Source organism: Halorubrum sp. B52, assembly GCF_059752555.1.
The window spans coordinates 60,654-80,407 of the sequence record NZ_MWTG01000003.1 but is presented as its reverse complement, the minus strand read 5'-3'; the positions used below and the strand labels follow the sequence as shown (position 1 = coordinate 80,407).

Genomic DNA, 19,754 nt, shown 5'->3' with positions numbered 1-19,754 from the left:
CCAGATTGCTATCTCTTCCTACTGTGAGGTCGTTTTCTCATAGTTTTCCTGAAATTCAGTAAACCACGAATCGATAAGGTCTATGTCGAGATCTTCAATAACTTCACCGTCGCTGCTCACTCGTCCGATTTTCTCGTTACGCGTCCACCCACAGACAGTGGGGCGTTCCGTGACTGTCTCTCTGAATTCAGCCTGCCGCACTAACCGCCTTGGCTCATCGCTTGTCTCACGGAGCGTCTCAATCAATTCACGGAGGAGAGGGTTCCCTGGCGCGAAGTGATGTATCGATGGGAATTCGTCGGCGCAATCTGACGAAAACGTCACAGCAACCGAATCCTCGCTTGGGGCAATAAACTGGGCAAACGTCTGCTCGCCGTCTGGCTCCGGTAGTTCCATACCGTTCCATCTCAGACAGTAGGTCGTTTCTTCGTGTTCGAACTCGCCCCCATATTCGCTGTTTGTAATGTCGATATCAATCTCAGTGACCGGAGTGAAAGTCACCCCAGTGTCAGAAAGCGTCTCATTCTCGACGAGAACAGCTTCCAGACTTGATTTTTGATACGGTGCTGGATATCGATAATCCTCTTCTCGTGTTTCCCCGATGTCCGGATGGCTGTACGACTGCCACGCGTCGAGTCTCGCCTCGTCGATAACGTCCTGTGCGACCAATGGCTCCACCGTCTCAAGGGACTCCCCTACATCCACACGGTCGCTCTGATCTTGGTTCTCTATCTGTTCGGAAAACTCACGGTCAGCTTCCGCGACTGCCTCGTGGCTCTCATCTCTATCCTTTTCCAGAGTCGCTGTTCGAATCTGTTTGCTCACTCCAGAGAGGACAGGCTGCATCTCACCAACGACGTTCTCGAAGAGATCGATCCGGTCGTCAAGGCGCTCGTAAATGTCTGTCTCGACAGTGTCCTTGTAGCTGTAATTGAGGATTTCGACCTCATCGTATCGCTGTCCGATGCGGTCAATGCGTCCAATACGCTGCTCAACACGCATCGGATTCCACGGAAGATCGTAGTTGATGAGGGCCCCACACTCCTGAAGATTGAGGCCTTCACTGGCTGAGTCCGTACAGACGAGAATGTCCACTTGACCTTCATCGGTAGCGAATTCGCGTTTGACCCGCTCTTTCCCGACCGTTCTCCACGACTCTTCATCCGCGTCGTACATCTCTCCTCCACGGCCAGAGTAGGTAGCGACGGTTTCACCGTGTATCGAGACGAGACTGCTGCGAATGAAATCCATCGTGTCCGTATACTGGGTGAAGATGATGACTCGGTTGTGGCCCTCGCGATCAAGTTCACCGAGGTCGTCAATCAGCTGATCGACTTTCGGATCACGATCGATCTGCCGCAGATCACTGACGAAGGATTCGAGCTCCTCGATCTCCTGTTCAAGTAGATCCACCCCTGCCTCTGTGACATTCGGAATTATCTCGGTGAGGTCTATATCCTCAAATCCACCGTCAATATCGTCCAAGCTATCGAAGTCTGAGAGGTCTTGCTCCGACAAGGAGTCCAGTAACACTTGACCGGTGTTCGAATCTGAGCCAAACGTCGGTCCTCTTGCTTGTTTCACAGCCTGCTGTTTCTGTTCGAGAACCGCTTGTTGTGTACGAAGTTTTTCAAGGCGGTGCTGGAGGCTCTGTGAAATCGCGTAGATGCTGCTAGTCAGTCGCTGCCGATACGTCGTCATTACGAACCCGATCGCCCGATTTTCGACCTCGTCAGACTGCTGCGCGAGTTTGTAGAACTTCCGTGTGTAGTCGTCGATCCGGTCGTATACGCGACGCGTCTCGTCGGTCAGCTCAATCTGGCGCTGTTCAGGGTCCCGGTTCGGGACCGTCTCGTCGAGTAGCCCAACCTGTTCGTACTTCCGGAGCGTGTCTCGTGTGTTCCGGTGGATAAGCGCGTCGACAGGCGTGGATCCGGCGAGAACATCCTGAACAACCCTCCAACCAGATTCGGAGAGATCATCGAGGGCGTTCAACCGGTCGTTCCGCCCATAGGTGAGCCATTCGTCGTCCGCTTTCCACTCCGGATACAGGAGATATTTGAGCTTCTCGTCTTCTTTCGCCTCGAACGGGTCGATGTCATGCTCATCGAGAGCCGTCTCGAAGACCTCGATGTATCCGTCGAAGTGTTCACCGTACCCTGCGGCAAGCGTACATGCCTTTAGCACGCGTTCCTTCGCGATAGAACGTGCCTGGCTCCCATCTGCTTTGATTTCGAGTAGTCCCGCCACTTCATCGAAGATGTCGTCGGAGAGGGTTCGTTCGGCGGGCAGTCGGTCTTGATATCGGTTCTCGTCAAGCGTCGCTTGCGCTGACCAGGAGGAGGTGTCCGATTCAGATCCATCCGTATCGACGACCGTATGGATCGCCTGAGAGAGCGCCTGTCGAGTTTCGAAGAAATCGACGAACCGGTCCTCGTTGTCCCACTGTTCTGGGAGGTCGAGAAGAGCCATCAGATCGTAGAGCTCGCCAGCGTGCAGTTGCATCGGCGTCGCAGTAAGGAAGTAGTAGCACTGCGTGTGGTCCCGGAGCCGGTCGAGCATACCGTAGAAACTGCTGCCCTTCCGAGCGTTGTGGGCCTCGTCGACGATCACGGCATCCCAGACGCCCTCACGATTGTTCGGGCCCCGTCCGCGTCCACTCGCAGGGACACTATCTCGGGTTCGGACTCGGCCGCTGTCACGAGGCGCAACTTGATCCCAACGGTCCTCGAGTCGCGCCGTGTGCCACGACATGATGACAATCGTCGGCGTCTGAGACACGGACTCAGAGTCCGTGGTCGCAGACTGTCGATTGATGAACCGCCATATCGGACTCTCAACCCACGCGCGCTCTCGCTCCTCATCAGAGATGTTCAGTTCCGACGGAGACGGCGGCGCGTGTTCCTGCCCGAAGGCGTCGATGAAGGCGTACTCGTTGGTGCTGCCACGTTCGAACCGGTAGGCGTTGATATTGAATTTCTCCCATAGCTCTTCCTGCCACTGCTGTCGGAGGCTTGCCGGGACGAGGAGGAGACCGGTTTCGAGTTCGTCCGTGAGCCCAAGCCGGGAGAGCGTGAGACCGGCTTCGATGGTCTTCCCGAGGCCGACCTCGTCACAGAGGAGGAAGCTGTTCGGGTAGGTGTTCACGAGCGTGTCGGAGACGACGCGCTGGTGAGGCCAGGGGGTGATCGTACAGGCCTCTTCCGCGAGTGCGAGGCCACCGGGCGTGAGCGGACCGTCGGCGATGATGTTCGCTTTGTCCAGTTCGGTTGCTGGTGCCTCTCCTCTCGCGATCTGAATCGCTTCCTTGATCTCAGATTCCGAATCGGGATCCTTCCAGTCGATCAGCTCTCTCTCGATGGCTTCCGGCAGGTCGTACACCTCGACGAAGGGGTGCTCGTTCGACCAGAGCTGTTCGAACGTATCGACGTCGGCATCGACGTAGGCGTCCTCGCCATCCTCCCACGACCGATGGACTTTGAATCGCTCGTAGTTTCGCTTCCAGCCCCCGATGGTCTCGTTGACACTCCCTTCGAAGGAGAGCGCGTTATCATCGTCATCACGGAAGATGCCCATCTTCGGGTGGAATATCTGCCAGCTCCCTTCTCGGGGAACGGCGACCTTGATGTGGAGTCGCTCCTCCCGGAGAAGCCGGGCGAGAAGTTGAAGATGGGCATCGAGCTGTTCGTCGTCAAGCTCTTCGAGGGAATCCCGAAGTTCGTCGCTTAGTCGTTCGAGGACCGGTTTGTCAGATTTGTACAGGTCGGTTCCGACGACGAGTCGCATCTCGCCGCCGTGTTCGAGGAGGGCATCGATTCCTTGGGAAGCAACAGCGAGGGCTGTACTCGAAAAGTATCCGGCAATACGGTCGTACTGGACGCTCCGTTCAAGCGCCGGAACGTAGAACTCGTCGACAAGATATGTCCCGCGACTGTTGGGCCTGCTTTCGTAAATCGGGGACCATGACCGATCGTTGAGATGCTGCATTCTGTGAGTCGTGTATTGACTCGACACCGTTCCCCCTTAATCTTGCTCGTCACTAACAAGGTACGTCATCAGTTACTCTCGGCACTCTACAATAACAGACCCCGTATAGATACTAAATCGTGCTCCTTCCCGGATTTACACAATAATTATATTAGTCAATACATATCTTCGAATAAGAGGCTAACCGGCCTGTAATGACACACAGATCTCTCTATATTTGTGTCGACGAAAGCGGATCTGAGTCGACAGATGAGTACTTTACCGTCGCAGCGTGTTGGTTTGTCTCGTCAAATGGGCCGCGCGCTGCACTCAATGAGACACAGACTACTCTCAGGAGTCTGCTCATAGATTGTGAGGAGCTACCGAGTGGTGTTGACGAGCTAAAGGGGAAGAACCTACAGCCGACGGGAACGGACCTCCTGTTCCGGAGCTTTCAGCAGACGGTTCGAGGGGACAATACTATCGAACAGAGTATTTTGCCGTGGTCGGGATTCCCGGTTCGGTATCGAACCGTCGAATTAGACGTCTCCGTCGGCCGAAACGCACTGAGGGATCTTCACGGAGACATTCCGGTAGAAATGTCGATGCGAACACTGCTGTTGCTCTCTGTTCTCAATCCTATCCTGTACAACTCCGGATTTACGACCGAAACTTACGATGACGTTCGAATCGTTTTGGACGGCGATATCTGGTCTCAGCCGAAGGAATCGCTCGAGGCAACGGACCGAGCCGGTGAATTCGACTTTTCGATCAAAGATAGCAAGAAGGTACCAGGTATCCAGTTCGCGGACGTCGCAGCGAACCTTCGATTCACTGCTCGACGTGGATCCGACTTCGATAACGCGCTCGATACGCTATCCAGTCTGGAGTTTTAGAAAACTTCAGCGGTGCGGGAAGACTCATACCCCGTCTAGCGGAATCATCGTCTTCCGTACCCGCTGAAGCGGTGCCGAAGGCCTCATGCCCCGTCTAGCGGAATCATTGGCCTTCTTACCCGCTTACACCCATACATCTATCCTATACGTGTATAAGCTTTTCCAAGAAACACCACCGACAGCGAAAAACGTAGATAGACGGCCGAAATCCCCCGCCTGCGTCAGAACTCTTCGAGACTCTGCTGTGACGTATCCTCGCGATCGTCCGCGAAGATGTTTGGACCGAAGTCGAGGTCGAGCACGTCACTCGTACGACCGACAGCCAAGTCGCGAGCGAGCTCCCAGTCCTCGTGGTTCTTCGGCAGCACCTGAAGCAGCGCCTTCAGCGTGGCCTTGAACTGACTGTCCATGTCGTAGTTCCGTTCCCGGAGCCACTCGATAGTCACCGTTTCGCCCTTCTTGTCGTAGACGTGCATCGCGGCGTGAACGGCGTCCAGCGAGCGCGGGAACGAGAGGTCATCCGGGTCGATCGGCAGCCGGCTCGACCGGTCCTCGGGCTTTTCGTTGATATTCTGGACGCGACCCTCGTGCCCGCGGAGGCTGATGTCGCCGCGGCTCTTGCGCCAGGTCTTCGTCGAGCGCTTGATCTCGTCGATGTCGACGCCTATACCGAGACCGAGCTGGCGGCCGTCATCGTAGGAGAACGTCTCGGACTCATGGACGAGCCAGCAGAGGACGTACCACTCGGTGACGTCGTCGAGGGTGTCGACGTCCATCCCCTCCAGGTACTCGTCGACGAGGATTTGGGTCACGGCCTCGCGTGCCGTTTCGAGGGCCTTCCGCGGGGGGACCTCCTCGTCCTCGTCGTCGACGACGGGGTAGGCGTCGGCGAAGACCCGGAGCGTCGGCCCGAACGCCGAAATGATGACGTCGGTCTTCGTCAGGGAGATGCCGGATTCGAGGAGGTCTCGGGCAGCCTCCTTCGCGGCCGCTCGCGTGTCGGCCTCAACGTCGCTCCAGAGTGTCGGGACCGCATTCTCGGGATCGCGCTCTTCGTGGGGTTTGCGGCCCGTGAGAAGGAGTGTAGTATCTGCAGATGCACTAGATCTCATACCCGCTCGCTGCGGCATTTCACTTGTAATCGGGTGAGTGGATGTGATTGTAAATCCAGAGTTGATCAAAGACATAGTAAGCGTATCCCAGGCCGCTGTCTCCTTATGAGTAAACATTACAGTCATACTCCCGCCCGGTGAAAGCACCCGATATAGCTCCTGGAATATTGAACTCATTTTATTCTCATAGAACTCTTCTGCTAGTTCTGACTTTGAGGTGTTCCCGGCAAGGTCATCGAATTGGCTGGAATTCGCTACAGCCTCATTCGCCTTCTTTGTGAGTTCAGAGTCAAACATATCCGGGAATATGTCTCCTAGATATTCTTTATGCCAGACATAAAACACGTCAGATAGTTCAGAATACATCACGCTGCTATAATACGGTGGATCAATAATAATTGAGTCAACATTAGAGTCAGCTATCTCAAGATCTGCCGCATCAACATTTGACAATTCTGCAGGAGTCGATTCATCTGGCATATAGGAAGCCAGTTCATCACATGAGTCAGTTATTTTTCGCAGATGAGACTCATACCCCATCGTTCCAACAGTAGGATTATTATCAACGAAAACTCTCTGAAAAGCGTAGTTTTTTCCTTTGGAAATATGGTTTGGATAACCTCTATTCATATTCCAGCTGGACAACCGAGTATTGTAATCGACTGTTTTAGCAGAGACTAAGCTGAGTATTGTTAGGATTCCTTCTGCTTTTTTCTGGCTATAATTTTCCACAATTTCTTCTTTATACATCTGGAATGCTGATAGATATTCATAGTGAGCTATCAGTTGCCTTGGCGAGAAGAGATCCTGCCAGTCCTCAATCCCATACCTTAGCGCTTCTTTAGTCTTGTTACCGGAAGGAATATTCGTTCGAAGTAGAGAGGAAATTTCATAATCAGACTCTATCCGTTCTGCTGATTTCTCCAGAGCTCTTTTATCTTCCTCATTTGGAGATCGATATCCGTAATCCCCATCTTCGGTTATGTACTTCACACAAACAATACTATATCTGAAATTTCCTTTCTTGATCTCCTTTGTTATTTCTTCACTCTCCATGACAACGTTGCAATTGAGGCACTCTGCATCTCCTCCCCTAGAGACAGTCCCTGTTGATGGGTCAAAATTGGAGAATTGGCCATCTTTTGGGTCAACTATACAATTGTAGCTAACAGTTCCATCTTGATCGATTTGGGGCTTCACAACAACATCTTGAGAGCTTCGTCGATATCGAACAAACCACTTAGGCATGAGAGGGATATCACAGCCACAAGATTTGCACTCCACAACATACGTACATGGAGAACTTTCCGGTGTTTGTCGCTCAGATACAGATGGATAATACTCATTGATGCTTTCCTTTGCCGATTTGTTTATTTTCCCACCCCAATGTCGAACATCATCGGAGATATCTCCGAGATCGGGCACATATTGAAGTAAGACCTTGAGTATCAACCCAGCAACTGGATTAATTTCGTTTGCTTTTGTGGGGAGACCATATCGGACGGACTCAAAGGGTATTACCCCTCCACCAGCCGTAGGATCTAGAACTGTAGGCAGTTCTCCATCCCAGTACTCACGAAGTTGTTGATGTAATTCATTTATCTCAGAGTGGCTAGGAGTCTTGGTGAACGGTCTGGGATATCCATAATGATCCTCAAGAGAGCCACCGCGTTCATCTTCGGTTGCTTTCTTTTTTTCAACGTATTCAGATATGTCCTCGATATGGCTTTCCTTAGGTCCTATCTGCATCCATCGGAGGAGTTGATTTGCATCTGTACCTTCAGGCAGCACTGAAGCCAATATGGCCAATCTTGATGCCGGGGTTGGGCGTCGTGCATACCATGGATGAAGATATCTGTGGGGAGGCATGTGCTTCGGATTCGCTTCCTTCAGATTTTCAATACCTACCGCTTTTAGCGGAAGCTTCCCCTCAATAGCGAGCGGCTTCAGGTCGTCGTTGTGGTCTGTCATAGGTGGTCAGTCAGCAGGGTTCGCAGGGCTTTCTCGCCATTTGGACTGGACGGGGACCGACACTTCGCGTGCCAGTAGTAACACTCCTCGTCGCCCATGTGAGCGACGCCGCGACAGAGGGACCGCATCCTGTCGACGCGCTGGAGCGGCTTGATGCCGCGGAACGCGAGTGCCAGCCGGACGCCGACGGTTTCCGGGAGGAAGAGGTCACCCGCGCCGCTGGTGGTCACGGCTGACGAGTCGAGTTCCGCGCCGTCGACCGTCTCCTCGATAAGGGGAGAGAGCGCACGAAAGCGCCCACCGTCGATACGCGCGACCTTCACCGCAGTCCACCCGTCCCAGTCCCAGCGCGTCGCCTCCTCGGCCGTGGGGTCCTCGAAGACGGCCTCGAAGGATTCGACGCTAAGCGAGCGTCCGCGGCGTTCGAGCCGGACGCGACGCGCGGCCGCCTGATCTTCGGGAAGAAGTTCGTACAGCGTCACCTCGCCGCCGTTCGAGTCTTCGCGGCGTACCATCGCGAACGTCGGCCGCCCGCCGTAGACACTGCTCCCGAACGAGGACACGGGAGCGTCCTCGGTCGGTGTCCCGGCGTGCGGTGAATCGAATTCGGTAGTCATTGAGTGGCCTCGGGGGGTACTTCGACCGGTCCTCTGGCTTGAACCTTCACGTCGATGCTGGTCTGGCCGAGCCCCGCCTGTAACTCTGCGAGCACGTCGTCCTCGTCGTCGGTTAGGGCTTCGGGTTCGTCGAGATCGACGCGGAACTTCAGCGTGACGTTGATCGACTCGCCGAATGGATCGGGCTGGTTCGTCACGCGGGAGAAGTCGTCGAGTCCGCCCTGATACTTCGCGTTGTAGCTCGTCCCGGTCGACGTCTTCACGTCGTAGCTCATCCGGACCGAGACGGCGTCCGCGCGGTCGGTGAACGCCTCGCGCTGAGCGATGAACGACCCTTTCGAGAGCCGGTCCTCGCCCATCACCTCGACAGTGACCTGCGAGACGCCCGGCGTTCCGTCCGCAGACGCCTTCGAGAGTGCGTGGGTCCGAACCTCGTTGAACGCGCGAGAGGCGGCCATCTGACTGGTCGCCGTGTCCCAGCCCGAGGGTCGCGCGCAGTCGGGACAGATTCCTTGCGCGTTGAGTTCGCTCTCGTCGTATTTATCACCGCAGCTCTGACAGCGAGCTTTCTCAGGGGTCTTCTTGTGGTTCTCACAGTACACCGGCCCGTCGCCGGAGGGCTCGACCATCGTCGTACAACCGTCCTCAGCGCACTGGACTTCCTCCGCTTCGGGCGGCCGAATCGAGTCGTGGTGAACGTCGAGGAGAGACTCGATACCCGTGTAGACCACGTACTCGTTCCCGATCTTCACGTCGGTGTCCCTGATCGACGTCCGTACGTCCGGCGACTCCGCGAGGGGGCTTCGCTTCCGCCAGTTCTCGGGATGATCGTCGGCGTCGGCGTCCCAGTACACGGTTTCGGACTCCGCGTCCCAGTAGGTGTATCCCCCGTCGTCGACCATCTTCGCGACGGTCTTCCGAAGCGGCTTCGTGCTCAGGAGGTAGGGGAGCCCCGGCTTCTTCGCGAACTGCTCGACGAGCTGCTGGGTCGTCATCGAGTCCTGGGTCTGCTGCCAGAGCTTCTGCTTGAAGAACGCGACGCCCTTGGGGCCGGCGTCAGCCCGAATCAACCGGTCATCGAGCGTCTCTTCGACAGCGTTGACGAGTGACGTCCCGCCGTTGGCCTCGGTCGCGTTGATAGTAATGTGCGTGAGGCCGTCGCGGTCGACGTAGTAGAGGTGGCGGTACACCCCGCGGACGAGCTCACCAAGTAGGCCGTATTTCGTCTTCTGACGCTCCTTGAGGTCCTCAATCTGATCCGCAGAGAGGTCGGCAGTCTGTTGACTGTCGTCGAGGAGCGCCTCGATGGCCTCTAGGTGGCGGGCCTCGTCGACAGCGCTTGTGACACGCTCGTCGTCGGGTGCGAGGAACAGGACGTAGTTTTTGTAAACGCGACTCTGGGCATCTCCGCCCTGTTTCGACGCCGACTTCTGATAGAGCGACTGGACCTTCTCCGGAATCGCCTGCGGATTCGAATCGTCGTTTAGCAGTTCCTCTGTGACCGGTGCCGTGTCCATGTGCATAACCGCGAGCTGAGGCGTCGATGCCTTGTCCGGGAGATCGGCCGGCGACTCCGGATGCGACACCGGATCGAACGCTCCGGTCCCCGTCTCGCTGTCGAGCCGAGCTTCGAACCGAGAGCGCGCCTGCGCGTCGGGGGTGTTGTCGACCCGCTGGTCGATGATGCGAATGAGGTTCGGATCGGACTTGAACCGGACGCGCTCCTCGTCGTAGAGGTAGTAACACGCGACGCTCATGTCGCCTCCGGCCAGCGCATCCAGTGCCGAGTCGTAGTTGTCGAAGCGGATGTCGGGATGGCCGAGCGCCGCGTTCATTTCCGCTCGTGTGAGTCCGGTTGCCTGCTCGCCGTAGGCCAGACTATGCCACAAAACAGTTGTTGTCAGGTGGCTTCCGAGCGGTGGAATCCCTTTTTCCGTCCACTTGCGGTCCTCGAGTTGTGCGTGGGCGTTCTCGTCCTCACTGTAGATGTCAGCAGTGACGGCAGAGCTGAGATCGACGAACTCGAACAGCGTCTCTCGGAGGGTCCCATCGATGCTGCCGCCCGGAGCATCGTCCGCCGGCGTCAGATCGTACAGCCGGATCCAGTGTCGGTCGTAGTTGGCCGGCTGGTGGTTCCAAAGGTAGAATACGGCCCGAGCGAGGAGCTTCAGTGCGCCACGGGTGCGCTGAAACTTCGGGATCGTGTCGATCTTCTCGGTGAGGGTATCGATGATCGTCGGATGGAACGGGTACTCTCGTTCAAGTCGGTCGACGAAGCTCGCATCAGTAGCTTCCTGTGGGAACTGGCGGTCTCCGCCGGTGTAGAACTGGAAGTATGACTCTGCGGCAGACTGAGCTTGGTCATGGTCAATCTCCTCGAAGAGCCTGTGCTGAAGGACTTGTCCCACCTCCGTTTCGGAAGTAGGCGTGACCGTCTTGTGTTGTCGACGGCCGATCTGATTGAGTTCGTCGACGAGCGTTCGGATCTCGTCAGCCTCCTCTTCGAAGGCCGTATCAGCGATACTGTACACGACGGTAACGTCGTCCGTCTCCGACGCCGTCTCAAGGAGTGATAGAACGAAGCTCAGCGTCTGGCTTGCTAGCGTTGCGTTTCCGACTTCGACGGCGGACGCTGCTTCGAGATACGCCGCAATTTCGTCGATGAGGACGAGCGACGCCCCGTCGCCGATCTCGAACAGTCCTTTCAGCGTATTTCCGCCCGGAGCGTTTCGGTCTTGATCGTACTCCTTGATGTACTCGTACCCCTCCAACCCGTAGAGCTGATAAGCGATCTCCCCCCACATAGTTCGGGTGTTCGGGGCGTCCGGATCCGTGCGGTCACTACGTGCGTTTCGGCCGTCGACGTGCCCGCCGACGAAGACCGCAGTGTCGACATCAAGATCACCAGAAACGGTGGCATCGTGATAGGACGACGCGAGGTCCTCATCGCCGTCGTTGAGATGATCTTCAAGATTATCTATATCACCAGGATGGGTCGCAAGGTGATACGAGGCGATCAAGTCGTGTGTCTTACCGCCCCCAAACCGCGTGTCTAGGCAGAGGATGCTGTTCGAATACCCTCCGCTGTCGTGTCCACTGCTAGCAAGAAATCTTCCAGTGAGGTTGCTGAGAAGTGTTTGTAACCCGTCTGTCGGGTAGGTCATATCGAAGAAGAGGCCCGCATCACGATAGACCGGAGGGGCCTCGTCAGAGGAATGTGCGACTGTGGCTAGACTAGCCGCAAATTGATCTTCTTGGAGCGTTCCATCGAGAACGTCATCTCGCGGTGTACAACTGTCGAACAGCGTTGGAAATTCTGCGTTACTCATTCTGATCTCCGACGTTTTCGGTCCTGTTGGCTTCGGGGCCGTGAGGAAGCCGTCTTGTTGTTCCCCACTGTTTGCCTATGATAGATTCGTCGACTCCGCGGGTCCGGTAGTCCTCCATCTCCGGTGTGCGTGTATAGCTTATCAAACTCTGGATCGGATAACTTTGGTCGTCCGAGGCTTTCCGCGCTTTTCCTGATTCGCTTCCGAATCATCCGGATGATTCTATCACCTTCGCGAGATATTATAACTGTTACCGAGTCTGTCTGAGTAAAAGAAACCCACTCTCAGCTTAGTGGCTGTTACTTGCTCGCAACCCCACCTTGTTCTCGGAGAACTTTTGCTACATCCACCAGACGCTCCGATTCTATCCGAGTCAGATTATAAGATGTCTCCTAGTTGATTCCGTAGAGATTCGAGACGGCCCTCAGTTTGTCCGGTAGATTGACGGGGTGGGTTGTTTGCGCGGATTATCGTATCGCCAGTAGTGAGTATGTCTACAACTTCCTTAGTGCCAATGTCTCCTCGCTCATAGTCACACAGAATCTGATAGAGATCAACTGTAGTGAGCAGTTTGCTGTCCTGTTTCTCTAGTCGATCTTTGAAATTTGACGTCGTCAACTGTCGGTTGGCGGGATCTCTGTTCTTGAAGTGATTGAAAATGAGGAGGCCTATACGATTCGTTCCGTATCCTTCGCTCGCTGCGTTGTCCAGATGATCTTCCAGCTGTCGTATCTTTCCATGGTCGACGCCGTCGTTCTGACCTGTGATTTCCAAAATGAATGTTTGATCCTCCAGCTTGATGGCACCATCCCGGTCACCCGAGATCTCACCATCTACGTCCAGACCCAATCTACGGAAAACCTCGGGTACTAGCTCTTCCAATTCATCGTCTCCCTCAAATAGAATTGATCTGTACTGACGAGCATCCTGTACGTCGGCTTCGAGAGTGGAGAGGTCTGCCTCCAGCTGCTCAATTCGATCTTGAAAGTTACTCTCGTTAGGAAGGATGTAGTCGTCAACCCAGTCCGGTCGGTGCTCTACATCAATATCAAATTCGTGTTCTAACATCCCCCGGATGAATTCTCCGGATTCACGAGACGGGTGAGGGGGCAACAGGTATATTTGACCATCCGATTCTTCGATCTCCCCGTCGCTATATCTCTTAGAACGAAAATTCACTATCGCCGCAAGAAGGTCTTTCACGTTGTTCATCGCCAGTCCTTCAATAGCAGGTCCAGGGAAGTACGCAGACGATGGCGGCAATGATTTTGATCTGGGAACTGGGCCAGATTTTGGCGGACGGGGGTCGTGATATCCAGATCCAGTATTCTTGATTGCTGCACCGAGTCGGAGAACAGTCTCCCATTGGAAATCATCGTCAAAGTACCACTCCCACACTGTTTCCGCTGTGACGAGATCCCCACTCTTGCCTTCGTCAAGTCCAACATCGATTGGGAGCCACGCAAATGGATCGAATTCAAACCACTCCTTATCACCATCGTGGTCTTCGCCTTCCAGATGGAACTCAGACTTGGTAGGCAACCGAATCACGATGTTATTGCCACCGTTGAGATAATCGATCACATCACCCTTGCTTGGGAGTTTAATTGGCTCCTTGTTCAGTGACTCAAATGTCGGATAGGCAACTTCGTGATTCCGGTGTTGTAAGTGCTTCAAATCGTAGAATGCGAGGTTAGTGTCGATCAGATTTTCTTCCTCATCCCAATCAGCATGAACATCAGCAAGAGCGGTTTCCGGTCCCTTCACCAGCACACGAGTCATTTACAAGTGAGTTTCAGCGCCGATACTTCAATTGAGGCCATTTTTATCTGCTGACCTATATAATAAAACGACGGCTAGTTGCTGTATACACCCTCTGTACTCACCACGGCTCCGAGAACATATCACCGGATGAGGATTTCAACAGAGCCTGATGTCCTCGTTTTATCGACCACGTAAGGCCATCAAGCCGATTCCAAACGCTCCGGGAATCATAACGAGAATCGCGACACCAGCGACACACTTGGTGTAGGGCAGAAGATCCAGAACTCCAAACCCTCCAGTTACAATATTCCAGATTACAGCGGGACAACGACCAACAAGAGGTCCTGCGGCCTCGTTACGCGCGGAGCTTACTCTTAACCCGACAGCAAAGAATAATATGATTGCTAATGGGATTCCGATTAAGGCTGTTCTCGGGTCTATATCGGCCATCTCTTACTTTGATTGGATTCTCGTTCGGGATATATTCTCTTGGAAGTGTATCATAGAAAACTGATTGACTTTCTCAAAATATAAACCAGCACAAGATACGGACACGTGTATAACGAAACTACGACGACAAGGCTCCTCAGGTTGTTTAGAATTTGCCGAGGGTGGTACCGACCATATGATGTTGGATAGAAATTAGGCTCGATCTCATCAGGTAGTTTCTTTTTTACAGGCTCGCAATGTTTGTTCCCGAGGATGGCGACCACCCTCCCACCTTCCATAGTGGCTCCAACAATTTCGTCTGTGATTTTTTGATCCCTGTTGTTGGTGTTCCGATTTGACTCCTCAATCCTGAGCAATATTATTGGACAGATCATTCCCAATACGAATAATAATATTCCGATTAGCATGAATAACAATTCTCTGAATAGAATACCTATGGCGATACTACTGGTGGTAAGGAGAGCAAAGAGAGCAAAACTGGTCACGGTGTCAACACGACTTGCGTTCTCAATAAGTGCTGAATCTGCCGTTCGGGTGTAGATCTTGTTAGCTCCCTGTTCATCGGCAATGTCCTCTAAAACACTTGAATCAGTATAGACTAGCCGGTTCATCACAAATAGATCGAAAAACCACATTAGTACCTGAAACCAGATACTTTGGCGATCGTAGTCCGACTTCTCTTCTGAGTCTTCAATAACATAATGATCGACACCCTGATCAAGGATGTCCCGACCTTCGCGGAGGTCCGCTTTGGAGTTATGATATTCGGCTTTAATTACTACTTCTGCCTCTGTATCGGCCATCAATTGGATAAAATGTCAAGGGGTATTGGTTTTATTGGTGGGTTCTCGTTAGGTGCGATTAAATTTCTAGCGGCCGGCGTCGACATCGATTCGCGGCCTAGAAGGTCTGACGTTACACCGAGCGCGGGTCGAGGCGGATGCCCGGCGTCGGTGTCCTAGCAGTCGCAGTCGTGATGCTTTCGAGGGTGCTGAATGTGCGTAATCTATTCAGCACGGTATCAACAAGCTCCCCGACAGCTGTCAGTAGCGGGTTGACCGACACAGAGAGCATATTTAGGACGCTTGGACACCGAGGATTGCGGTTGTCTGATTCAGTCAGTACAGCGAATCTATAGGTCAATATCGTCACATCGAGGCTCTCACAATGTAATATCAGTATAGCATTATATTTTCATCCCCCGTCAGCGTATGTCGACTATGAGTTCGATACGGGATTTGGTAGAACGGTTGGAGCCTGATGATAAAGTCCGCTGGTATGCGGAAACAGACAGCACCCAGCGTATTCCATGTACAGTGAAGAAAATCCAACTTGAGACAAGAACCTCTGTCGTAGAGTTAGAAGGGTCTCGGGGAGGAAAATATCGAATTATAATCCCTGATCAAAACAAACCCACAATCACATATGTTAATTCTAATGGAGATGAAGATAACTACGGTGAATTGAAATGGTTGTCAATTGTTGCAGGGGGTGATTTCAGCCATAATACTCTGTACAAGAGCGATTCTTGAGGTTTAACGTAAGAACGCTCTTGCGTAGCACATTGTTGATAGAGGGCCGCCTTACGGTTTCACGGGAACTATCGCAAGCTGAAATATAAGACAGGAGTCTCTCTACGTACAGAACTCAGTCAACCAAGTGAGAGAACGAGGGTTATCAACAATCTCCTACAGAAGAACGATACACCAATATTGGCTTGCTAACTACATCCACTGTATCTCGCACACCAATCCTATCAGCTCCTTAGGATTTCAACAGAGTCAATGGAGTTGTAGCCAATTATTTGCTTCCAACTAGTGATTTCCATTCAAGCATGACCGGGATCGTGATCCTCCCCGCTGGTCGCGACGACGCGTTTGAGGACTACAAACAGTTCATCCGAGATGGGCACCCAATTGAGGATATTGAGTCCTACCTCAATGACGAGGATCTCGAACTGTTTCAGACGACATCTGACGACGATCTCGTCCACGTCTGGGGTACCTCAGTAGACGGGACGTGGCGGAACGTCGAGCGAAACGACATCGCGCTCGTCTACCACGATGGGGCGTTCGTCGCGAGGGGGCAAGTCCTCCAACTCCGACACGACCCCGACCTTGCGGAGTATCTCTGGAAAGAGAACGTTGAACACGGTCGCTGGAACGAGGAAAGCCCCTGGGAGTACATGACTTTCCTCACCGATGTTGAGGAAGTCGACGTCGACATTAAGCAATTCAACGAGCTTGTTGGCTATGACGAGACCTATCGCCCGCAGGGATTCACCCGGGTCGCTGACAAGCGCCTCAACCAACTCTCTGGCGAGGAATCCGTCGAGACCGCCATTGCTGACCTGACCGATGCCGGCGAACGTGTTCACCCCGTCGACGATGAAGACGACGGACCAACTCCCGACCTCGCCGACCAGCTCCGGGCGGCCAGCACGGACGGGAACGCCCACGAGGAGTTCGAGAAACTCGTTGCGAAGGCTTTCTCTCGGCTGGGCTGTGCCGCCGACTGGATCGAAGGAGGGGGTGATACCGACGTGGAGATCCGATCCCCCGAACACGTCGTTGTCGAAGTGAAGGCCCGAGGGAACGGGCGAGTCAACTCTCTAGAGGTCACCAACGTGGACAAACACCGGCGCCAGCGTGGGGCTGATCACGCCATCGTGGTCGCCCCAGGCTTTGCTCCGAAGGTGATCGATAACGCCGAAACGACCGAGCTAACGACCATCGCCGTTGACGACCTCGTCGAGCTCCTCGATCGCCGGGGCGAGTATGCCGTCCCACCCGAGGAGATACTGGCCCTCTTGACACGCTCAGGAGCCTTCCAGGACGACAGGCTCGACCGCCTCGATGAGTACATTCAGGACCGTATCGATGCTGGAGAGACCCTGCTTGCGATCATCCGAGCTCTCGAGCGTGCCGACGGAGCCGTAGAGACAGCGGAGGACGTCCGGTGGATCGTCGTGGGCATGGAGGACTCGAACGATATCCCAACCACCGAAGAGGTTCGATCCGCCCTCCAACTTCTTGCGCATCCCAGCGTAGGTGCCGTCGAGCAGGACGAAGAAGGGTATCGGGTGACGACTGGCTACGAGAACGGGATCCAGTTGGTCCGATCCCTCGGAGATATCGTCCAATCACCGAGAGAGGAAGAATAGATCGGGGCATCCTGCCCGGCTTGATTGCTTGTAACGGAGTGGGAGAATACTGAGTAATAACTCCATGGGTTCAGACGAGATCGTCGCTATTTGAAGTCGTCAAGCGACGTTCCACGTGTCCGATCACGAGAACCTGACTCTGTAGATCCACCCGCAGGCTGCGACATATCGATCGTTCCGGACGAATTGCCGAAATTAAGGAAGTTACGACCAGATTCGGCAACTGGCGGTTGAGATCTCTCTCCGAAATCGCCAGCTATCCAGTCTTCCACCGCTTCGACAACAGTCGGTGCTGTCCCAGTCGATATATGATCGGCGCCGAGAACGATATTCTCCTTGAAGCCTGACGGGGCCTGTTTTTGTTGGTAGGCCAGTTTTTCGATGGTTGTAGCACGACCCGGCGGCGTGTCTTTGTCGAGGCCCGACCACGCGGTCTGTATCTGATCTTCGAGCGCCATCACCCGTCCCCGAGCAATCCCATCGTAGGACGTCAGATGGAGATCTTTCACGGTCACCCCATCCGCAAGCTGTTGTGCGAGCGTCTCCACCCACACCGGTTCTTGATGAGGTGTCGCGTTGTATAACTCGCTGATCACCCCGATCGCCTCGGAGAGATTACTGGCGGTCGTTGAAAGGTACGCCACGTCGATGTCCACTCTATCTTCGATCAAGTCCGCATTGATACCCTGACACCAGAGCCACGTCATTACGGCCGCCGTCATCGACGAGTTGGACTGTTCATAGCCGTGTCTCTCCAGTAATTCCCACAACGGATTATCCCCACTCGGCGACTCGCCAAGATCGCACGTGTATGAGACCGCCGCGAACTCTTTGATTAACCGTTCGGGCGAGATAGGATGGTAGTTCTCGAGCATCCTGACAACGCCCTTGAGCGCGTCAGGCGTAGCTTCAAGCCGGGTCGCATGGTCGTACTCGAAGACAGCCTCACCAAGTTCAGTGGATGTAATCTGATTGTCCGACTGGTAGTTGATGAAGCCCTTCTCGTCGAGTTCCTCTGTGAATCGAATAACCATCTGGGCGACCTCATCATTACCAAGAGCCGGAGTCGCGGATGTCGACCCGCCCTGATAGAACCCGTACAGCGTCATCGAAACGAACTCGATCAACTCATCAAGTGTATTCCACCCACTGACGACAAGTTCAATTAGTAGCCAGCGGAGATTCGTGTCGGCGTTCTCTGCGTTCGAGATGTATTCATCACTTGGGAAGTCATCGGGTACAGGCCCGAAGTGCGACCCAATTGATTCAAGTGATTTCTCTTCAACTGGCGTTCCAAACTCAAAGTACTCTTCAGCCTCTTCATTTGTGTAGATGGGGTAAGCAAACGCCTTCTCCATATCTCCACCCCGGCCAGCGCGACCGATCCATTGTATATACTCATACTTCCCAATAAACTGCCCAAAGCGAGCGAGGTCAGCAACAATGACTGACTGAATAGGTGAGTCAAACCCGTACGCGAGCGTGGTCGTACAGGAGATACACTTGATGTCGCCGTTCTTGACCCCCTCCTCTACGAGCTCTTTGATAGAGTTCTCGAGCCCGGCATAGTGAAACGCAACTCCGTTCTCCAGACAGCTGATCAAATCATGGTGGGTATTCGTGAGAACTGTATCGACTGCAGCCTCAACCTTTGTCCGGTAGTCTGTATCTGGTCGCTCGAACCGACAGTTATCTTTGATCCGCAGCGCCCGAGTCTGGGCATTTGACGTCGAGAAATTGAATATCATGAACGGGCCCACCTCCCGATTATCCATGATCAGATCGCCGATGAACTCGCCATAGGATTTCCGTGAGTCACCTTTCTTCACCGGTCTTTCAACGATCGGAACGCCTCGCTTCGCAGGGCTGATGACAAGATCGGACTCTAACCAGCGAGCAATTTCATCAGGATTCCCAACCGTCGCACTGTTCGCAAAGATCTCAGCCCCGTTCTGCCGGGCGATGGTCAGGCATTTCTCGATGGTATCTCCGCGGAAGTCTGAGTATATCTCGTGGAAATCATCGAAAATGAGCGTATCCACACCCAGGCCAACACCGCGAATCGCTGCTTCATAGTATGAGTCGAAGGTCGCAACGATCACATCGGCATGCTGGTAGCCGGCTGTGTCACCCCACGTCGCATTTGCGAGCGTATATCCCCCGTCGAGCCATTCGCTGATGGACTCGTACTTCCCATTCGTGAGCGAGACACTCGGGACGAGATACGCAACCGATTTCCCGTTTTCAAGCGCCCGCTGGACGACGGTTTCAGCACAGAACGTCTTCCCATTCCCTGTCTCTGCGCAGAGTAGGGTATTTCCCTCATTCATTCCACTAGCCTCGAGGAAAGCCGCCTGCGTTTCATTCACCGAGTCAAATCCTTTCCGCAGAAGGAGTGATTCAACCCGCTCAATATCGGGCTGGGAGAGATTGTCTGGAATATCAACCATTGCTGAATTATGATAAGAATACGCGGCATCTGATAA

Annotated in this window: 10 protein-coding genes; 3 read left to right on the top strand and 7 right to left on the bottom strand. The window is 54.0% G+C overall.

From position 1 onward, the window contains the following. Positions 1-18: 18 nt before the first annotated feature. Complete coding sequence (locus tag B4V04_RS00585; protein WP_498228446.1) at positions 19-3,987, bottom strand: helicase-related protein; 3,969 nt, start codon at positions 3,985-3,987, stop codon at positions 19-21. 194 nt (positions 3,988-4,181) lie between these two features. Between B4V04_RS00585 and B4V04_RS00580 the strand changes: the two genes are divergently transcribed. Further along, positions 4,182-4,862, top strand: a complete 681-nt coding sequence (locus B4V04_RS00580) for a DUF3800 domain-containing protein (RefSeq protein WP_143421035.1) — start codon at positions 4,182-4,184, stop codon at positions 4,860-4,862. A gap of 221 nt (positions 4,863-5,083) precedes the next feature. Here the strand turns inward: B4V04_RS00580 and B4V04_RS00575 are convergent, their stop codons facing one another. From B4V04_RS00575 to B4V04_RS00555, 5 genes are all read right to left on the bottom strand, one after another. Continuing rightward, positions 5,084-7,945: a DUF1156 domain-containing protein gene (locus B4V04_RS00575; protein WP_498228444.1), complete on the bottom strand. Its 2,862-nt coding sequence runs from the start codon at positions 7,943-7,945 to the stop codon at positions 5,084-5,086. Further along, positions 7,942-8,562 carry a DUF7680 family protein gene (locus B4V04_RS00570; RefSeq protein ID WP_498228442.1) on the bottom strand — a complete coding sequence of 207 codons (621 nt, stop codon included), beginning with the start codon at positions 8,560-8,562 and terminating at the stop codon, positions 7,942-7,944. The genes B4V04_RS00575 and B4V04_RS00570 overlap by 4 nt, the downstream gene beginning before the upstream one ends. Continuing rightward, positions 8,559-11,891 (bottom strand): ATP-binding protein, encoded by a 3,333-nt coding sequence (locus tag B4V04_RS00565; RefSeq protein WP_498228440.1) that lies wholly within the window; start codon positions 11,889-11,891, stop codon positions 8,559-8,561. The genes B4V04_RS00570 and B4V04_RS00565 overlap by 4 nt, the downstream gene beginning before the upstream one ends. A gap of 378 nt (positions 11,892-12,269) precedes the next feature. Next, positions 12,270-13,658, bottom strand: coding sequence for a hypothetical protein (locus tag B4V04_RS00560; RefSeq protein ID WP_498228438.1), 1,389 nt, complete (start codon positions 13,656-13,658; stop codon positions 12,270-12,272). Positions 13,659-14,155: 497 nt separating this feature from the next. Further along, positions 14,156-14,908: a hypothetical protein gene (locus B4V04_RS00555; RefSeq protein ID WP_498228436.1), complete on the bottom strand. Its 753-nt coding sequence runs from the start codon at positions 14,906-14,908 to the stop codon at positions 14,156-14,158. 417 nt (positions 14,909-15,325) lie between these two features. On the opposite strand from B4V04_RS00555, the gene B4V04_RS00550 reads away from it, so the two are divergent. Together B4V04_RS00550 and B4V04_RS00545 are read left to right on the top strand one after the other, a co-directional pair. Continuing rightward, positions 15,326-15,637, top strand: a complete 312-nt coding sequence (locus B4V04_RS00550) for a hypothetical protein (RefSeq protein WP_498228434.1) — start codon at positions 15,326-15,328, stop codon at positions 15,635-15,637. 302 nt (positions 15,638-15,939) lie between these two features. Beyond that, entirely contained in the window at positions 15,940-17,268 is a 1,329-nt protein-coding gene (locus tag B4V04_RS00545; protein ID WP_498228432.1) for a restriction endonuclease, read from the top strand. A gap of 86 nt (positions 17,269-17,354) precedes the next feature. Here B4V04_RS00545 and B4V04_RS00540 read toward each other — a convergent pair whose 3' ends face one another. Beyond that, positions 17,355-19,718: a DEAD/DEAH box helicase gene (locus B4V04_RS00540; protein ID WP_498228430.1), complete on the bottom strand. Its 2,364-nt coding sequence runs from the start codon at positions 19,716-19,718 to the stop codon at positions 17,355-17,357. Between the last annotated feature and the right edge of the window lie 36 nt (positions 19,719-19,754).